Raw genomic sequence first — 17,489 nt, 5'->3', positions numbered from 1 at the left:
GGCACCGTGCGAGAGGGCGGAAGCTCGCGTCGCGACGGCACGGCGCCCGCGGTCGTCACGCGTGTACCTGGTGCCACGCGGAGATCTGAAATCCGTGCATCCGGAAACTGGCGAACCCCATGATCCAGCGCTCCTGTTCCCCCGGAAGTCGGAGTCGGAGCGCCTGCTCGGCCAGAACCACGTCCTCAGTAACGGCGACGTTGAGCAGCGAGGTGCACCACTCGTCGAACGAATGGTGAATCTCCTCGCAGAGTGCGATCACTGCGGACCGCCCGCGAACTGTCGCGCGGAGCGACGGTCGGTACTCGACGTCTGGATGAAGGAAAGCGGTCAGCTCGTCGAAACAGCGGGAGTTGAGGAGCGATGTGAAGTCCCGCACGACGAGCTCGAGTTCGAGCCGCTCGATGCCGTTGAGGGCGTGATCGTGCACAGGATCCATGCCCATCATGAGCGGCGCGCCGTCCGACGCTGCGTCGGCTGAGGATCGGTTGGGCGTCGGTCGATGAGATGTGTTGTCGCAGTGGGCATGTGGACCTCCTTGCTCAAGATCACCAGATGACGCCATGGTCACTCCTGAGCAGAACGACCCCTTCTACGATGACGCACCCACTCCTGGCGCAGGATCAGTGCCCCCACTCCCGCCGCGATCACGCACGCGACCGAGCCGAAGCCGAAGGTTGCCGTGAGGGCGGCATACTCGCTCGCGCTGGCGGTGAGCAATTGCTCCGCGAACACGGGGACCGGTACCTCGAACTCGTACGTCAGAGTCCCGACGATCGCCATCATGGACAGCGGGGCGGCAAGGTGGGGATTTGCTCGCACGATCCGCAGCGTCGCGCGGACTTACCCGCGCTCGCGCGCGGCGGTTCCCGCATCCCGGATCGCGCGAGCGTCCACGAGGACGCCGCCGAGTGGCCCCTAGCCGGGTGCTGCGAGCGCTGCGAAGCGCGAGGACCGAGGATGGGATGCCTCGGCCATCGGTCGACGTCGAGTCAGACCAGCGTGCCGGCGGGCTGGAGGGGATCGCTGAGGTTCTTCCACGGCTTCACCCACGCCATGTCGCCAGCCTCGAGCAGTTCGCCGCAGGAGCTGCAGCTCTCGGCGCGGTGCGTCTCCTTGCCGCAGGCGACATGAATCATGGCCATGTGTCCTCCGCCCTCCGGCATGGGGGTGTGGCGTTCTCCCCAGAGCGCCAGTTGTTGAAGGACCGGCAGCAGGTCGGTGGCCGCTTCGGTCGCAACGTAGCCCCACCTGGTGCGGCCTCCTGAGTCGTACGGGGCTCGTTCGAGGAGCTCTGCGTCGGTCAGTGCCGTCAGGCGTCGGCTGAGGACCGCCTCGGAGATCCGCAGCGTGTCCCGGAGCGTGTCAAAGCGACCTCTGCCGTGGAGCACTTCTCTGATGATCAGGAGTACCCACGGGTCTCCGAGGACATCCAGTGATCGGCGGATCGGGCAGAACTCGTCGGACCAGTCGGATCGTAGCGGCATTGCATGCTCCCTGCTCTCCCGGCCCACTCTAACCCTCTTCAAGAAAGTTTGGTGGCGGGGCGTCGTGAGCCGAGTCTGGACGAGAGGGCGAGACTTCGTGAGACTGCGGCTACGAGCCCGGCGGTTCCCGTCGTGACGATCTCGCCATTCACGAAGAATGTCGGTGTTCCGTTTACGCCGCTGAGCAGTCCCTCTCGCTCATCTCTTTCGATGCGGCTGCGATAGACATCGTGGAGAAGCGCCATTCGATACTCCTGATAGTCCATGGTCAGGTCGCGGCAGATGCGCTCGTAGAGATCCGGCCCCAGTTCGCTCTGGTTCATGAAGAGGGCGTCATGGGTTGCCCAGAACCGCCCGTGATCGGCGGCGAACTCCGCGAGTGAAGCTGCGTTGAGTGCTTCGGGGTGTCGCTCGGCGATGGGGAAGTTTCGGAAGATGAATCGGATCCTCCCTTGGTATTTCCTCAGCACGTGACGTACGACAGGGTAGGCCGCCCCGCAGTAGGGGCACTGGTAATCGCCGTACTCGATGATCGTCACGGCTGCGGTAGCCGGCCCGGTCGAGTGGTCGTCCGCTCGTGGCGGGTAGGCGGTGTTCACCGTGCATCCTCGAGGGTGCCCGCGGGCGTGTGAGTGAGTTGACCGGCGATGCGCAAGACTTCGTCTACGCCCGGGTTCACATCGTCCGGATACACGACGGCCCACCTCACGACGCCGTCGCCGTCGATGATGACGAGGCCCCTCTTGCTGCGCCCTGCCCTGTCGTCGTACATGCCGAACTCCCGCGACACCGAACCCTTCGGCTCGAAGTCGCTGAGCAGATCGATCCTCAAGTGATGTTGGTCTGCGAATGCTTTGTGCGACCACACGCTGTCTACGGACACTCCGAGGACGACGCTCCCTATCTCGGTGAAGAGAGGCAGGGCGATGTTGAAGACGTCGAGTTCGTCGCCGCAGACGGGGCTCCAGTCGGCGGGATAGAACACCAGGACGACGGTGCGGCCTTTCATGTCGGCAAGGTCGATGCGGCGTCCGGATGCCGCATCCAATTGCACCTTGGGGGCGGGTGCCCCGACGCGGAATTGCGGGTCGATGGTCATGCTCTCTCGCTCTCGTCACGGGGTCGGGTTGTTCTGGCCGGGGTCGATCGACGACCGTGTCACGGACGCGGTGAGTGCGATCGCGAGCAGGATGGTCGCGGCGAGGGTGAGGGACGTCATCGTCCAGAGCTCGTCCGCGGCGAACCCGATGCCGCCTCCGGCGGCGAAGCCGATGAGGACGACTGCGTACTGAGCCGCCCGACGCACGTGCGGTTCTCCGTCATCGAACACGCGCTTCGTCGCGCCCCGACCGAGCATGCCGCCGACGTTCTGCAGAACGAACGTGACCGCGATGTTGCCGTAGAGCATTCCTGCTTCGCGATGGAAGGCGTTGCCTTGGATCCCCGCGATGATGCTGATACCGAAGGCCATCCATACCGCCGGGAGGCTCCAGATAAGGCTTGCCACGACGAGCGCGATCAGGAGGATCGCCTCGATCACCAGGACGGCGGCCGAGTAGAACGCGCGTCGGCGGGCGAGGAACGCGAGGAAGACCGCGCAGACGAATGCGCCAAGGCCGAACGCGACGATGGATATCAGTGCAGCCTGCGCTCGCGCGAGGTCCCCTGATACGAGCGCGTAGCCGACGGAGACGATGTTGCCGGACTGAACGGTGGCGAACGTCTGCGCCTGGCCGAAGGTCCATGCGTTGAGGAGGCCGGCGACGAGGGCAAGGGCCACCGCGACGACGGGTCGTTCCATGAGTGGGTATCTCGGCCCGGTGGTCTGCTGGGGCGGAGCCTGCGTGCGCATGTCGTTCTCCTCAGTGGATGTGGATGACATGGTGTACAGGCTGTCGGCGATGAGGTCGCCGTCTCCTGAGCAATTCGACTTCAGTTCTCTCGTCCTGGGACGACCGCCCAGAGGCTGTCGAATGCGGATCCGTCGAAGAAGGAGATCCCCTGCACGATGACTCCTTGGTCGAGGCGCATGAACCACGCGTGCGTATTGCGGTATCCGGTGTCGGCATCGGTGATGCCCGCCGAATCCCACACAACGCTCACCCAGTCGCGATCCGCGAGGACGAGTCGCACGCGAAGAGGCCGGATGCTGCCGTGGCGTCGAAATCGTTGCTCGACACCGTGGAGCACCGTGTCGATGAATCGCTGTCTGCTGTAGTGGCCGGAGACGATGGACCCGCCGGGAACTTCCCACTCGAGGTCGGGCGAGAGCAGGTGCTCGATGTTTCCTCGACCTCGTGTCCAGTTCTCGAAAGCGGTCGAGATGATGAGCTCGTTGTTCTGGGTCTCGTTCATGGTGCCTCCTGCCCGGACTCTTGTGGGCCACTCCAGACTCGGTTCCGCGCGGTCCCTCCGGCATGAGGAGGATGACTCGGTTGAGTCATCCTCCTCATGAGGTGATCGGTCCCACGCCGGTCTGATGGTTTGCGACGCCACGGCGTCCGCAGTCCGCCACCGATGCAAGGAGATAGCCATGGAACCGACGTCAGAGGCCGTGCCTCACCACGAAGTGCCCACGCTGGGAAACCCGGATCTGCCGCAAGAGGGTGAGGTGAACACGCTCGACCATCCCCGGAGTGGGGATATGACCGGGCCGCAGAACGAGGTCATCGAGTCCCAGTTCCCGAACCAGATCCATGCGCCGGCGACGGATATCTCGACGCAGCCGTTCTTCTGGTCCTCGTTCAACATCTCGCCGCGGCGCGTGCAGGCGGGTGGGTGGGCGCGGGAGCTCACGAAGGACGACTTCGCCATCTCGGACGAGATCGCGGGCGTCAACATGTACCTCGAGCCCGGCGGCATCCGCGAGCTGCACTGGCACCAGACCGCCGAGTGGGCCGTCATGACCCGCGGAAAGTGCCGCGTGACGACCTTGAGCCGGAACGGACTTCCCGCGGTTGAGGACGTCGAGGAGGGCGACCTCTGGTTCTTCCCCGCCGGAACCCCGCACTCGCTCCAGGGCCTCGGACCCGACGGTGCGGAGTTCGTGCTCGCGTTCGACGACGGCGACCAGTCCGAATCGAACACGCTCCTGCTGACCGACTGGTTCGCGCACACCCCGCCCGAAGTCCTCGCGAAGAACTTCGGCGTCGCCCAGGAGATCTTCAAGGACATCCCGCTGCACAGTCTCTGGATCTTCCCCGGCGACGAACCGCCCACCCTCGAGGTCGATCAGGCTGCCGCCGGAGTCGAGTGGGGCATGGAGCCGGTCATCTTCCGCCTGTCCCGGTCGAAGCCGCTGCACCAGAACTCGGGCGGCAGCATCCAGATCGCCGACTCGACGAACTACGCCTACTCGAACACCGTCGCCGCGGCCCTGGTCACGGTCGAGCCGGGGTCGATGCGGGAGCTGCACTGGCACCCGAACGCGGACGAGTGGCAGTACTACCTGCGCGGCTCGGCCCGGATGACCGTCTTCAACACAGGTCCGCACGCGAACACGACCGACTTCCGCGCGGGAGATGTCGGCGTGGTCCGCAAGAACTTCGGCCACTACATCGAGAACACCGGCGACGACGTGCTGCAGTTCCTCGAGGTGTTCCGCACCGACAAGTACGAAGAGATCTCCCTCGCCAACTGGCTGTCGCACGTGCCGCCGCAGCTCGTATCGGCGCACCTCAACATCGACCCGAGCGTGCTGGCGACGTTCCCGCGGGGCGCGCAAGGCATCACGCCGCTCCGATAGGTCGGACATCGTGAGAGATGTGAGGCAACGCCAATGACTGGGCGCTCGGCAGGGAGGGCGACTCGAACCGTCGTCCTGATGACGGGGTCGATCCTGGCGAGTCTCGACCTGTTCGTCATCATCGTCGCCTTCGGGTCGATCGGAAAGACCTACCCCGAAGTGTCATTCCATGGCATCCTCTGGGGCGCGGTCATCTATCCGATCGTTTCGGCGGCGCTCGTACTCCCCGCCGGCGCCCTCGCTTCGCGGTGGGGCGAGAAGTCGACCTACATCGCAGGTCTGATCGCCTTCGTGATCGGCAGCGCAGTCTGTGGTCTCGCGCCGGAGCTATGGGTGCTCTCGCTGGGCAGGGCTGCGCAAGGCGTCGGTGCGGGATTTCTCCTGCCCACGAGTCTGGCCCTGTTGCAGCAGGGCCAGCTACCGGAGCGGCAGGCACGCATCCGCGCAGGATGGGCGGTGGCGGGCGCTGTCGCGGCTGCAGCGGGACCCCTGCTCGGGGGGCTGGTCGCTCCCATCGATTGGCGACTGATCTTCCTCGTGAACATCGTTCTCGCTGCACCGGCCTTGGTGCTCGCGCACCGACTGGCGCCCACCCCGCGCGCCGTCGTTCCGAGACCCGACGTGATCCAACCGCTGCTCATCGCCGCGATGACGGCATCCGGGGTGATCGCGCTGAGCAATGTCGGAGTGGCGGGCGCCTCGTTGGTCATCGTCGGTGCTGCTGTCGGCGCTGTGCTCTCATTCGGATTGATCGTGCTCCGCAGCGCCCGTTCCAAACGACCGGCCATCGAAGCCGCGCTGTTCCGTGTTCGCTCGTTCGCGCTGGGAGTGCCGGCGATGCTGATCTTCTACGCAGGCTTCGCAGTCATGCTCGTCTCGACCTCTCGAGCCTTGAGTGGAGCTCTCGACCTGCCGCCTCCGGTGGTAGGTCTGCTGTTCGCCATCGGTCCGGCCGCTGCGGTCCTGTCGGGGGTCGTCCTCGGTCGGCGGCTGGGTCCCGCGTCCTTGGCGGTCGTGAGCGGGGCGCTGTTCGTGGGCGGTGGTCTCTGGTGGTCCTTCTTCTTCACGGGAGGATTCCCGCTGCTGGTGGGGTTCGTGCCGGGGATGATCCTGCTCGGGCTGGGCGCCGGAAACGCGCAGGCAGGCATCCTCAATCAGGCGCTGGTCGACGTTCCAGCTCCTCAGCGCGGTGCGGCAGCGGGAACGCTCACCACGGCGCGCCAGGTCGGCACCGCATTCGGCATCGGCGCCTTCGTCGCCGTCGGGTCAGAGACCGGAATCTCCGCCCTGCCGAATCTCACCTGGGCATGGCTGACGCTCGTCGTCGCAGGCCTCGCGGCGCTTTCCACCGGGTTGATTCCCGGGGGGTCGGCGCCTTCCATCAGCCGAGTCGCTCAATCGGCTCCCATCGCTAGCTTTCCTGAGAAAAGTTAGCTACGGTCGGGTCATTCAGGTGCCGGTGGCCCCCGACCCGCCGGCAAGACTGCTCTGGGAGGGCGGAGACATGTCCCGCGATCTGCTCGAACGTTCGCCTCACCGTCCGTCCGACGAGCTCTTGACCAAGGTGAGCCTCGCGCTGGAGACCACGTCAAGCATTGCCGTCGCGCTGAAGCATGATGTTCGATCCGCAGGAGCGGATGAGATGCTGCAGGCCGAAGTATCACGAATGGCAGCAGTCATGGGGCTGCCCGTGCTCACGGCGATCGGCACCCGAGATGAACGCGATGTTCGCTTCGCGGCTCTCCATCAGCTGCTCCTGCCCACCCTCGGATCGCTGGCTCAGCGTCGGCGGGGAACACCACTCGATGTCGCGATCGGACTTGCCGAGGGGCGGGCTCCGAGGGTGGGGGAGATCGCCGAAGAGGTGCAATCCCACCTCGGCGGGTGGACGGATGGCCGGGTGGTCGTCTACATCGAGGACGCGCAGTGGATCGACCGTGCATCCGCTGAGATCCTGCGTGCTCTGGCCGCTGCGGGCGTCGTCACCGTCGTCGCGGTGGTCGGCGATGACCACCCCGACGACGCGTGGAGAGCGAGCACACCCATCGCGGAGCTCACGGAAGTGCGTGTGACGGGGCGGGACTCGCCGTTGGGACGTTCGACCCAGCGTCAGCCAGACGGCAGCGGGCTCAGCGAGCGGCTCGAGGCGCTCGTGCAGGAGGCCCGCTCCACGGAGTCCTCGCGTGAACGCTTCCACCTCCTCGCAACGACGGCATTCGTCCAGGCGAAGCTCGTCGGAGCCGTGAGCGACGCACAGCGCACGCTCGGCGAGGCCAGGCGCACCGGTCACGATGTGGGAGCCTCGCTGCGCGCGTCAGCCGCAGAGGCACTCGTCATCGCCGAGATGGGCGCAGACGCGGTCGCGGGCTTCGACAGACTGTCGTCCGCGGTCGAAGACGCGGTGCAACGTCGTCCAGGTGGAAGCGAAGGTCTTGCTGACGCACTGACCGTTTTGCGGCGCCTCGCCGACTGGACCGGAGACCCGAATCATCGGTCGATGCTCGCCCGGCTCATGGCCAGTGCGCAGCAGCCTTATCCGGTCGAGTCCGATAGGCCGCTCCTCCGCCCCCGAGCGGGAAGCACCGACGACGAACTCATCGCCGACGGGAGAGGTCTCGCCGAGTCCGCACGTCACGCCCAGAGACTAGGTGCGACTCGGCTCGCCGCCGAGGCTCGCGGAGAAGCAGCGCTGGAGATGATCGCGGCGGGCCGATGGGATGACGCGGCGGCCGTCGTCCGAGAAGTGTCCGAGGTGCGAGAGCCGGAGATCCCGCACCTGACACGTGGACCGCTCGATGTCGCTGCCGCAGTGCTCGCAGCGGCACGCGGGAAAGACGAAGAAGCTGAGCGCTTCGCTGCTCTGCTTTCTCGCGAGGGGGCTGCGCGGCGCGCATTCGGGGTTGCGGACCTGGCTGCCATTCCCAGGGCACTGACTGCGGCAGGCCGCGGTCACTGGGAAGAGACGTACCGACAGCTGGCCCCTCACGGCCCGTCAAGCCTGCTCGACGTTTCAGGCGATGTCTTCCCCGTCGCCGTGCTCGACTTCGCCCTCGCAGCGATCCACACAGGTCGAGCGGACATCGCCGTGTCGACCCTCGACAACCAGGCGATGGGTCAGTTCGAGGTGAGGTCACCGCGGCATCGGATGATCGCTGACGCATGTCGTGGCCTGGCCGAATCCGGCCCTGAGGGAATTGCGCGGATGCAGCGTGCCCTGATGTATCGAGATGTGCAGCTGTGGCCGTTCGACCACGCACGGGTGCAGCTCGCGCTCGCCCAGCTCCTCCGCCGCAACGCGGAGGTGCTTCGCGCGCGCGAACTCCTCCTGGCCGCCCGCGGCGTATTCGTACGCCTGGATGCGGCACCCTGGACCGAGCGATGCGACGAAGAGCTCGATGCAGCACGAGGGTCCGCAGGGCGGACTGACTACATGCTGACACCTTCGACTCAGGCGTGGACATCCGGTGAAGCGTTGACGCGACGCGAGCTGGCGGTGGTCGAGTTGGCCGCATCGGGGATGAGCACCAGAGAGATCGCAAGCCGACTGCTCCTCTCAGAGCGCACTGTGAACGGTCACCTCTATCGCGCCTACCCCAAGCTCGGAGTCGGTCGCCGTTCCGACCTGGAAGGCGCACTCCGTCGGCTCAAAGCTGGTCATGATGGCGAGGGGAGAGAAGCGGATGCGCGCCACACCGGAACAGTCCTCACAACCGCCGGTTGAGCGCGACGTGTGGGGGACCCTCTGGGGGCGACAGCGAGAGGTCGCACGACTCGAGGATTTCCTGACGACGCTGGACGATCGAGGCGACGCCCTCGTCCTGTGCGGGGTCGCAGGCGTCGGGAAAACACGGCTCGTCCGATCCGCCGTCGCACGGGCGAGGCAGCTTCGAATGCAGGTGCTCACGATCCAGGGCAATGAGTTCGGTGCAACCATCGGGTACGGCGCGCTCGGCGAACTTCTGTACCCCATCCTCGACCGGATCGATGCGCTACCCGAAAGCCTGTCGAGACCGCTCGGCGTTGCGCTCGGATTATCCGATGGACCACCGCCCGGCCCTCTCGCCGTCTGCAACGGAGCACTCGCACTCGCCGAGGCCGCCGGAACGGATCGTCCGCTGCTCCTCGTCGTCGACGACCTGCAATGGATCGACCGTGCGAGCGCGTCTGTGATCACGTTCATCGGACGCCGTGCGAGCGCTCGACGGATCGGCCTCCTGGCAAGCATCCGTTCCGACGATGCAGATTCGTCATCAGGTCTGCCAGAGCACCGCATCGCGCCACTGGACGAGCCCGACGCCAGCTTGATGCTCCAGGAGCGACAACCGACTCTGTCGGCTCGAGAGCGGAGCGTCATCGTCGAACAGTCGGCGGGGATTCCTCTCGCCCTCCGGGATCTCGGGATGCAGCTCTCCGCGGACCAGCCGCTCGACTTCGCCGCACCGTTCGATGCTCTGCCGCTCACCCAACGACTGGAGAGCCTGTACGCCGACCGCGTCGTCGAGCTGCCGCCGCGCTCGCGGCGCGCGCTGCTGCGCCTCGCCCTCGACGGTCGCACGGATTCGAGAGCGACGCACCGCCTTCGGATAGAGGACGATGACCTGACACCCGCACGAGAGGCAGGCGTCATCGAGGCGGAAGTGGGTGGGACCCTGCGCTTCTCGCATCCCCTGATGAGATCGGCCATTGTGCGCAGCAGTTCGGGAGAGGTCGTCCAGTCGACTCATCACACCCTCGCTCAGCTTCTGAGCAGCGACCCTGAGCGCCGAGCATGGCACCTCGCGGCGGCAGCCAACGGACCGGATGAGGTGATCGCCAGCGCCTTGGAAAATGTCGCGCGCCGCGCGCTCTCTCGAGGAGACGCCGGCGCCGCGGTAACCGCCCTCTCGCGTGCAGCACGGCTCAGCACCTCGGAGCGGGAAGCCAGTCGTCGGTTCGCGGAGGCAGCCTTCCTCGGAGCGGACGTGACCGGTGAACTCGCGCTCGCGCAGCGCCTGCTCGAGCGCGCACACGCACAGGCGCCGGCAATGCTCCCCACCCTGCACGCTGCGGCCGCGGCGTCCTACGTCCTCGTGAACGGGGGCGGCGACGTCCACACAGCGCGTGCACTCCTCGTCGGCGCGATAGAGAACGGCGATCACAGTTGGCGCGCGGACGATCTGGGACTAACCGAGGCCCTGACGACGCTTCTACAGCTCTGTTCGTGGGCCGGGCGAGACGACTATTGGGCGCACTTCTACGGACTCCTCGATCGTGTCACTCCTCAGGTGCCCGAGGTCCTGTTCATCTACAGCCGAACGTTCCCCGACACCGCCCATGCTGGAGGCGTCGGTCGGACACGGTTGGTCGAGCTCATCGGCGAGGACGGTACCGACTCGGACCCTATCCGCGCGACTCGGCTGAACACAGCTGCGATCTACGTCGACCTCCTCCCCGGATGCAGGCAGAGCGCCTGGCGGATGATCGAGGACGGTCGTGCTGGTGGCGGCGTGCGCAGCAGCGTTGCCGCCCACATGCAGCTATGTCTGGACGACTTCGCCCATGGGCGGTTTCACGAACAGCGGGAACTCGCCTCGAGCGCACTCGCCATGTGCCGCCAACATGGATATGGATTCATCGAGTTCTACTTCCTGCTCCACCTCGCACTCGTCGCGGCGATCCGCGGGGACATCGAGGAAGCTCACCGCCTCGCAGACGAGCTCACGGCGGTCACCAGCGCCCGAAAGGCCGACGGCTCGCAGCGGCTCGCGAACCATCCCCGAGTGCTCGCCGCCGCGGCTGCCGAAGACTGGGAATCCTGCTTCCTGCACGCCAGCGCTTTGAGCCCAGCAGGACAGCTCCGTCGCTTCGCACCACACGCTATGTGGGTTGCGTTCGACCTGGTCGAGTCGGCCCTCAAGTCCGGCCGCGCGGAATCGGCGCACGATCACGTCTCGGCGATGATCACGTGCGGGGTGGCAGCTGTCTCACCACGGATGGAAATGCTCACCCTCGCCAGCCGCGGAATGGTCGCACCGACGCTGACGGAGGCCTCGGAACTCTTCGAAGCGGCCACGAATGTGAGGGGAGCACAGGAATGGCCGTTCGATTTCGCGCGCGTCGAGCTGGCCTTCGGGGAGCGGCTGCGCCGGGAAGGGACTCTTGAGCGCGCGCGCCAACTCATCTTGGACGCGCGGGACATCTTCCTGCGGCTCGGTGCCCAGCCGTGGGTCGACCGGTCGTCATCCGAACTTCGCCCGCTCGGCGTGACGACTCCACGCGCTCCGTCCGACCACGTGGATCTCTCTGAACGCGAGCGCGATATCGTCCGCCTTGCAGCCCAAGGGCTGAGCAACCGTGAGATCGGCGCGGCGCTCTTCATTTCGCCGCGGACGGTGGGTGGATATCTGTATCGGGTCTTCCCTCGGCTCGGTGTCACCAAGCGTTCCCAGCTGCGAGACGTGGTGGGGACCGAGGCGCGCATATGACCGCCGAGTTCTCGGACTTCTACCTGGCGCTCGCAGGTGCATCCGGCGCCATGGTCGGGCTCCTCTTCGTCGCACTGACTGTTGCGCGGGAAGGCATGCTCGGAGACGAGGCGGGCGAGGCGGGACGAGCGCGATCAGGCATGGCCCTGGCCTGCTTTCTCATACCGCTGGTGGTTGCTCTCTTCGCTCTCGTGCCGACGGTGAAGCTGCCTGTTCCGACACTTGTCGCGGGGTGTGCGAGCCTCGGAGTGGTGGTTGCCTCGGCGAGGGCGTTGACCTCCGCCCAGCCGGCCGAGGCTTCAGCGTTGGCCAAGCTCGCTTCGGTCAGCGGGTTTGCACTTGCTTCTCTGACGCTGTTCGCGAGCGGCATTCTCCTCGTCGTCAGCTCAGATGCCTCGATCGCGGAGACACTCGTGCCGTGCGCGCTTATCGTCCTGATCGCAGCTGGAGTCCATCAGGTGTGGATGCTCGTCGGTGGTCAGCGACAGGGGACTCTCAGACGTTGGATTGCAGTCATGGCGCGACAACGAGCCGCAAAAGAGAAAGAGGATGTCGCTCAATGAAGGGCCAGCACCTGCGGGAACTCAGGCTTCTCATCGTCGGCGTAGGCGCGGTGGGCGGATACATCGGATCGACCTTGATCGATGCCGGCCTCGACGTCACCTTCCTCGTGCATCCCGCACGGCAGAAAGTCCTTGAGTCTGAGGGCCTTCGCCTCTCGAGAGGCGGGGACATTCACGCGGCCGAGGTTTCAACGGTGACAGCAGCAACGCTTGGACCGGAATACGACGCTGTGTTCCTCGCGGTGAAAGCCTTCGCGTTGGAAGGGGCCATCGCCGACCTCACCCAGGTGGGTCGAAGTCCCGCGATCATTCCGTCGCTGAACGGAATACGCCACATCGACGCGCTCTCCGCAGCCTTTCCTGGTCAAGTGCTCGGCGGAGTTACGCTCGTGTCGACTGAGCTCGAAGCCGACGGCGCCATCCGAGTCATCCAGCCCGGCGGCACCCTCACCTTCGGCGAACTCGACGGCAGCACGACAGACCGCACCGAGCGAATCCAGGCGGCAACCTCTCGAAGCACCATTCCTTTCAAGAACTCGGCGACTATCGTCGCGGACATGTGGGAGAAATGGCTCTTCCTCGCATCCGGGGGAGCGCTCAACACACTTCTCGATGCCGATGTGGGACAAGCCGCCGCCGTTGAGGGCGGAACACGCACTGCAAACGCTGTCGTCGACGAGATCGCCGACATCATGACCGCCGCGGGGCATACCCCTCGGCCGGAGGCGCTCGAGAGCGCGCGGTCCACTCTCACGCAGCCCGCTTCACCGTTCACAACATCTATGTACCGCGATCATGTCGCGGGCAGACACGTGGAGGTGGAGGCAATCCTCGGGGACCTCGTCCGCCTCGCCGACGCCCATCGCCGACAGGCTCCACTCGTGTCGGCCGCTGCCGCCGCACTTCGCGTCGAGCGGTGACCCAAGTCCTTCTCGTTCCCCAGTGGGCTGTGGCAGAGACCGACGATGAGAAGGTCACGCGTAGTAGGTTGCCACGCACGGGTTGCCGTCTCCGTGATCGCCTGTCGAAGAGCGACGGTGACGAGGGCTTCGCCGAAAGGGAGCTCATCGCCACGAGCGCCGCGCTCCGGCTCAAGTATCAGGCGATGCAGCTCTCGATCATCTGCGCGGGCGTCGCGGGCGCGGCTCTGGCCGTCGTCGCCTTTCGTCTGGTCTGACGCCGACGGCAGCGGCGGGTCAGTCTTCCCGAGGCGCGACGTGCTTCTCCGCGGAGTCAGGCCTGTTCGTCCTCTTCGGGTTCGAACGTCGACGGCTCGCCCGTGTGCCCGGCGGCGACGCCATCGGGGTCGTTCGGGATCGTGCCGTCCTGGCCGAGTCCGCCGGGCTTCTCCTCGCCCTCGGGGTCGTGCTCGCTCGTGTCCTTCGGCGCATCGCCCATGGTCGGCTCCTCCCTCTTCGGCGCAGGCGGCAGATGGTCGGTTTCTCCGGCCGCCACGCGCATGCGATCGTCAGCGTTCATGATGCAAGGCTCCCCGCAGAGGACGCGCTACTGCACCCCCTTGACAGCAGGTCACGGGGTGCCGTCGCGCTGAGTCACTCGTGATCGACGAGGGGGCCGGATGCTGCGGCGCCCCCGTCCTTCGTTCTTGACGGAGTCCGCGGGAGCGCGACAGCCCACATCGAAGTGCAGGCCCCGCCTGGGTGCTGGGGACACCTCCGACGCTGGGGACGCCGTCGGCGGGGCCTGCGCCGAGCCGAGGAGGGTGTGCTGCGGAGAGCGTGTCTTGGGGAAACCCACCGACCGCGTGCCCCCCGGCGCCGGTCACCTTCAAGCTATAGGTGAGGGTTTGTGCGCGTCTGTCCGCCATTCGGGGGACACGCGGGGTGCGGCGCGCGGATGAAAGGCGGGTCGCTTGGACGCGATCCCCTGAGCATTGCGCGTCCAAGCAACCCCACCTGGGAGGCGGGAAGGTCAGTAGGCCCCAGGCCGCGTGCACTCCCCAGGTGCCGGCATCCGAGAAGCCACGAAGGCCCCCAAGTCTCAGCTGCCTGTCCCCACCGGAATGGTAGCCCCGCGTGGGTGGCTCGACAAGGACATGATGCTCCGCCGTAATAATCAGGCGGTCTTGCCGCGCTTCGCCGCCCAGACGCGCAGACCTACGCCGACGAGTGAGGCGGCTTGCCTCAGTGCGGGCTCATGCGGCGCGGGATCCTGTCAAGCCCGTGCTGCGGCATCCGTCATCTGGTTGTCTGGTCGCATGAAGACGTTCCTGCGCTGGCTGCTCGCCGGTTCCATGGTGTTCGCGGGGCTCAGCCATCTGTTCTGGGCCCGCAAGGAGTTCCAGGCCCAGGTGCCCGACTTCGCGGGCGAGGTGATGGACAAGGACGCCGTGGTCGTGGCATCCGGCGCCGTCGAGATCATGCTCGGGGCATCGCTCGTCGCGCTGCCGAAGTCCCGGCGCACGATCGGATGGATCCTCGCTGCGTTCTTCGTCGCGGTGTTCCCGGGCAACATCGAGCAGTGGGCGAAGAAGCGCAGCGGGTTCGGTCTCGACACCGACGAGAAGCGCTTCGGGCGCCTGTTCTTCCAGCCGGTGCTGGTCGCCTGGACTCTTTACTCGACCAAGTCATAGGTTCTGCATAGGCTGTCGTCGATGCCTCTTCTCTCGCTCCTCGTCATCGGCGTGATGATCTTCACGCTCGTCGACATCATCCGTCGCGACGACTTCCAGGTGAAGCATCTGCCCAAGACGATGTGGGTCATCATCGCGATCCTCCTGCCGCTCATCGGCTCGCTGCTGTGGTTCACCCTCGGTCGCGTGTATCCCGAGGACGGACCCCGGGTGCCGCGTCCCTCGCGCGGCGCGGCGGCTCCCGCGCCGGCGCCGGCACCGACGTACCCGCGCGACGCGAGAAGCACCGAACAGCAGCTCGCCGACCTCGAGCGCGAGATCGAAGAGGACCGCCTGCGCGATGAGCTGCGTCGCCGCCGGCGCGAGAACCCTAGCTCCTGACCGAGACCGCCACGGTGAACTTCGCGTTCCGCGCGATCTGACGCGTCGGTCCGACGATGCGTTCGAGGGCGCGTCGGTACCGCAGCGCCGAGTTCCAGACGGTCCACAGCTCGCCGCTGGGCCGCAACACGCGCGCGGCGTCGGCGAAGAAGCGCGGGGCGATGTCGGGCGTCACGGCCGCCCCCGTGTGGAAGGGCGGATTGAGCGCGATGAATGACGCGCTGGCGTCCGATGCCGAGGACAGCAGGTCGTCGCGCACGACGCCGACCCGCTCGCCCACGCCGTTCGCGTGGGCCGTGGCACGCGACGACGCGACGGCTGCGGCCGACTGATCGGTCGCGTACACGTCGAGATCGGGATGCCTCGTCGCGAGCGCCGCGGCGATCACACCCGTGCCGCACGCGAAGTCGATGACGAGACCCGAGCGCGGCACCTCTGTCGGGAGGTGCTCGAGGAGCAGCCGCGTGCCGATGTCGATGGACGCCCCCGCGAACGCTCCGCCGTACGCGCACACGACGAGGCCGTCGACCTCGGTTCGTGCCGGGGCCGGATCGTGACCGTCGTGCGGCCCGCGCGCGATGAGCACCCTGGATTTCTGCCGTGCGTGCGTGATATCCACGCGCCCGAAGTGCTCGCGCAGCACGTCGTTCATCGCGGGCGTCATGTGCTTGAGCCGGCCGCCGGCGAAGACGACGACATCGGGTGCCGCGTGCGCCGCGACGAGCGCCGCGATGTCGCGCAGGGCGTCGAGCGAGCGGGGGAGTCGCAGCAGCACCACGGCCGCATCGCGCACGAGCGCCGCCTCGAGTGGCAGCGAGGTGAACGTGCCTTCGAGGCCGGTCCGCTCCGCGTTCGCCGCGAGCGCCCGCTCGCCGGTCAGTGGATCCTGATGCACCCGGATGCCGCGGGCACCGCCATCGGCAGCCCCGAGCGTGAGCGCGCCGTATGCGTCGCCGATGACGACGAGGGCGCCCGCCGCGACGCTCGCTCGTGCGGAGGCCGACTCGTCGAGGATCAGGCGGTCCGCCGCATCCATCGCCACCAGCCCGTCGCCCTCGGCGTCGGGCCAGCGCCGCAGCGCGTCGGGCGAGAAGGTCACGCGACCACGCTATCCGCAACCGTCCGCGCACAACTCCGGCAGATCGAGTGCCGGTCGCGGCCGACCCCGCGGAGATCCGGGCACCGGGCGACGAGCCCGGAGCACTCTGCCGGAGTTGTGCACGGCCGAGAGACGCCACCCGCGCGCATAGGCTCGAAGGACCCCCACTCAGAAGGAGACCCGTGTTCCGCGCGCCCCTGAACCTCTTCCGCGCCCTCGCGATCGCGGAGGCGATCTCGTGGACGCTTCTGATCACGGGACTGATCCTTCGCGCGACCGCCGACCTCGCTATCGCCGTCACGATCGGCGGCGGCATCCACGGGTTCGTCTTCCTCGCCTACGGCGCGACGGCGATCCTCGTCGCGAAGAACCAGCGGTGGGGTGCGGGCCCGACGATCGTCGCGATCGGCAGCGCGATCGTGCCGTACGCGACGATTCCGACCGAGCTCTGGCTGCACCGCTCGGGGCGACTCGACGGCGCGTGGCGGCTCGCTGCGACCGCGGACCCGCGCGACGGGGCGTGGCACGACCGGCTCATGCGCTGGTTCCTGAACCGGCCGTGGGCGCTCGCGATCCTGCTCGTGCTCGCGGTCGCCGTGATCTTCGTCGTCCTGCTGATCGTCGGTCCGCCCGGCGGCCGCGACTGATCAGGCTCCGTAGTCGGGGAGCTGCTGCAGCGTCCAGGTGTTGCCGTCGGGGTCGTCGAACGAGACGAAGCGTCCCCACGCCTGCTCGTCGACGCCCTGCGCCTCGACGCCGAGCCCGCGCAGATGCGCGAGCGCCTCGTCGGCGTCGGGCACGACGACCTGGATCGTGTTCTGCTGACCGGGCTCGAGCGAGACGCCCAAGCCGGTGCCGAAGGCGATCGAGCACGCGGAGCCCGGAGGCGTGAACTGCACGAACCGGAGCCCCTCGAAGGGTGTCTGATCGTGATCGGCGTGGAAACCGATCTTCGTGTAGAAGTCCTTCGCGCGGTCGACGTCGGTCACCGGCACGTAGATGAGTTCGATCTTCCAGTCCATGGGTCTTCCTCCTCGAAATGCTCCCCGCTCGCTCGACGTTACGCCGTGGTGCGGACATCCGCTGTCCGCGAACGCGACCCTGGGAATACACCCCGACCTCTGTGGTTTACCTTGATACGACTGCACTCAAGTTCG

21 protein-coding genes and 1 pseudogene are annotated in these 17,489 nt (G+C 66.8%); 11 read left to right on the top strand and 11 right to left on the bottom strand.

The features are described from left to right. Positions 1–55: 55 nt before the first annotated feature. From MA876_RS15590 to MA876_RS15560, 7 genes are all read right to left on the bottom strand, one after another. Complete coding sequence (locus tag MA876_RS15590) at positions 56–565, bottom strand: nuclear transport factor 2 family protein (RefSeq protein ID WP_248151575.1); 510 nt, start codon at positions 563–565, stop codon at positions 56–58. Between the two features lie 2 nt (positions 566–567). Beyond that, positions 568–822, bottom strand: coding sequence for a hypothetical protein (locus tag MA876_RS15585; RefSeq protein ID WP_248151573.1), 255 nt, complete (start codon positions 820–822; stop codon positions 568–570). Positions 823–992: 170 nt separating this feature from the next. After that, positions 993–1,514, bottom strand: a complete 522-nt coding sequence (locus tag MA876_RS15580) for a winged helix-turn-helix transcriptional regulator (protein WP_248151566.1) — start codon at positions 1,512–1,514, stop codon at positions 993–995. Between the two features lie 11 nt (positions 1,515–1,525). Continuing rightward, positions 1,526–2,086: a DsbA family protein gene (locus tag MA876_RS15575; RefSeq protein ID WP_248151565.1), complete on the bottom strand. Its 561-nt coding sequence runs from the start codon at positions 2,084–2,086 to the stop codon at positions 1,526–1,528. Then, complete coding sequence (locus MA876_RS15570) at positions 2,083–2,586, bottom strand: redoxin domain-containing protein (RefSeq protein WP_248151564.1); 504 nt, start codon at positions 2,584–2,586, stop codon at positions 2,083–2,085. Before MA876_RS15570 ends, MA876_RS15575 begins: the two co-directional genes overlap by 4 nt. A 15-nt stretch (positions 2,587–2,601) precedes the next feature. Then, the gene (locus MA876_RS15565) at positions 2,602–3,369 is read right to left on the bottom strand and encodes a YoaK family protein (protein ID WP_248151561.1); all 768 of its coding nucleotides are present in this window, start codon (positions 3,367–3,369) and stop codon (positions 2,602–2,604) included. Positions 3,370–3,419: 50 nt separating this feature from the next. After that, positions 3,420–3,842 carry a nuclear transport factor 2 family protein gene (locus tag MA876_RS15560; RefSeq protein WP_248151559.1) on the bottom strand — a complete coding sequence of 141 codons (423 nt, stop codon included), beginning with the start codon at positions 3,840–3,842 and terminating at the stop codon, positions 3,420–3,422. A 178-nt stretch (positions 3,843–4,020) separates the two neighbouring features. Between MA876_RS15560 and MA876_RS15555 the strand changes: the two genes are divergently transcribed. The 4 genes and pseudogenes from MA876_RS15555 to MA876_RS19410 form a co-directional block, all read left to right on the top strand. Next, the gene (locus MA876_RS15555; RefSeq protein ID WP_248151555.1) at positions 4,021–5,232 is read left to right on the top strand and encodes a cupin domain-containing protein; all 1,212 of its coding nucleotides are present in this window, start codon (positions 4,021–4,023) and stop codon (positions 5,230–5,232) included. 78 nt (positions 5,233–5,310) lie between these two features. Continuing rightward, entirely contained in the window at positions 5,311–6,666 is a 1,356-nt protein-coding gene (locus MA876_RS15550; RefSeq protein WP_248151553.1) for an MFS transporter, read from the top strand. A gap of 232 nt (positions 6,667–6,898) precedes the next feature. Next, positions 6,899–8,953: a helix-turn-helix transcriptional regulator gene (locus MA876_RS15545; protein WP_248151550.1), complete on the top strand. Its 2,055-nt coding sequence runs from the start codon at positions 6,899–6,901 to the stop codon at positions 8,951–8,953. Next, positions 8,889–9,422, top strand: a pseudogene (locus MA876_RS19410) (AAA family ATPase); the annotation flags it as partial. The gene MA876_RS15545 and the pseudogene MA876_RS19410, both read left to right, overlap by 65 nt. Before the next feature lie 60 nt (positions 9,423–9,482). Here the strand turns inward: MA876_RS19410 and MA876_RS15540 are convergent. Continuing rightward, positions 9,483–9,896: a hypothetical protein gene (locus MA876_RS15540; protein ID WP_248151547.1), complete on the bottom strand. Its 414-nt coding sequence runs from the start codon at positions 9,894–9,896 to the stop codon at positions 9,483–9,485. A gap of 141 nt (positions 9,897–10,037) precedes the next feature. On the opposite strand from MA876_RS15540, the gene MA876_RS19345 reads away from it, so the two are divergent. From MA876_RS19345 to MA876_RS15520, 4 genes are read left to right on the top strand one after another with little or no spacing between them, the layout of a single operon-like run. Continuing rightward, positions 10,038–11,696 carry a helix-turn-helix domain-containing protein gene (locus MA876_RS19345; protein ID WP_248151544.1) on the top strand — a complete coding sequence of 553 codons (1,659 nt, stop codon included), beginning with the start codon at positions 10,038–10,040 and terminating at the stop codon, positions 11,694–11,696. After that, complete coding sequence (locus MA876_RS15530; RefSeq protein WP_248151541.1) at positions 11,693–12,259, top strand: hypothetical protein; 567 nt, start codon at positions 11,693–11,695, stop codon at positions 12,257–12,259. Before MA876_RS19345 ends, MA876_RS15530 begins: the two co-directional genes overlap by 4 nt. Beyond that, positions 12,256–13,179 carry a ketopantoate reductase family protein gene (locus MA876_RS15525; RefSeq protein ID WP_248151538.1) on the top strand — a complete coding sequence of 308 codons (924 nt, stop codon included), beginning with the start codon at positions 12,256–12,258 and terminating at the stop codon, positions 13,177–13,179. The genes MA876_RS15530 and MA876_RS15525 overlap by 4 nt, the downstream gene beginning before the upstream one ends. Continuing rightward, positions 13,176–13,436 carry a hypothetical protein gene (locus MA876_RS15520; RefSeq protein ID WP_248151535.1) on the top strand — a complete coding sequence of 87 codons (261 nt, stop codon included), beginning with the start codon at positions 13,176–13,178 and terminating at the stop codon, positions 13,434–13,436. The genes MA876_RS15525 and MA876_RS15520 overlap by 4 nt, the downstream gene beginning before the upstream one ends. A 56-nt stretch (positions 13,437–13,492) precedes the next feature. On the opposite strand, the gene MA876_RS15515 is transcribed toward MA876_RS15520, so the two are convergent. Next, positions 13,493–13,738 carry a hypothetical protein gene (locus MA876_RS15515; RefSeq protein WP_248151532.1) on the bottom strand — a complete coding sequence of 82 codons (246 nt, stop codon included), beginning with the start codon at positions 13,736–13,738 and terminating at the stop codon, positions 13,493–13,495. 739 nt (positions 13,739–14,477) lie between these two features. Here MA876_RS15515 and MA876_RS15510 point away from each other — a divergent pair. Together MA876_RS15510 and MA876_RS15505 are read left to right on the top strand one after the other, a co-directional pair. After that, positions 14,478–14,852 (top strand): DoxX family protein, encoded by a 375-nt coding sequence (locus MA876_RS15510; RefSeq protein WP_248151530.1) that lies wholly within the window; start codon positions 14,478–14,480, stop codon positions 14,850–14,852. 21 nt (positions 14,853–14,873) lie between these two features. Beyond that, positions 14,874–15,233 carry a PLD nuclease N-terminal domain-containing protein gene (locus MA876_RS15505; protein WP_248151512.1) on the top strand — a complete coding sequence of 120 codons (360 nt, stop codon included), beginning with the start codon at positions 14,874–14,876 and terminating at the stop codon, positions 15,231–15,233. On the opposite strand, the gene MA876_RS15500 is transcribed toward MA876_RS15505, so the two are convergent. Then, positions 15,223–16,332 carry a class I SAM-dependent methyltransferase gene (locus MA876_RS15500; protein WP_248151502.1) on the bottom strand — a complete coding sequence of 370 codons (1,110 nt, stop codon included), beginning with the start codon at positions 16,330–16,332 and terminating at the stop codon, positions 15,223–15,225. The two genes, MA876_RS15505 and MA876_RS15500, sit on opposite strands and share 11 nt — an antisense overlap. Positions 16,333–16,514: 182 nt before the next feature. On the opposite strand from MA876_RS15500, the gene MA876_RS15495 reads away from it, so the two are divergent. Further along, positions 16,515–16,979: a DUF3817 domain-containing protein gene (locus MA876_RS15495; RefSeq protein WP_248151500.1), complete on the top strand. Its 465-nt coding sequence runs from the start codon at positions 16,515–16,517 to the stop codon at positions 16,977–16,979. Here the strand turns inward: MA876_RS15495 and MA876_RS15490 are convergent, their stop codons facing one another. Further along, entirely contained in the window at positions 16,980–17,354 is a 375-nt protein-coding gene (locus tag MA876_RS15490; protein WP_248151498.1) for a VOC family protein, read from the bottom strand. Positions 17,355–17,489 lie beyond the last annotated feature (135 nt).

Origin of the sequence: Microbacterium aoyamense (assembly GCF_023155855.1) — a bacterium.
Taxonomy (GTDB): domain Bacteria; phylum Actinomycetota; class Actinomycetes; order Actinomycetales; family Microbacteriaceae; genus Microbacterium; species Microbacterium aoyamense.
The sequence above is the reverse complement of the archived record's forward strand: the minus strand, read 5'-3'. Positions and strand labels throughout refer to the sequence as shown.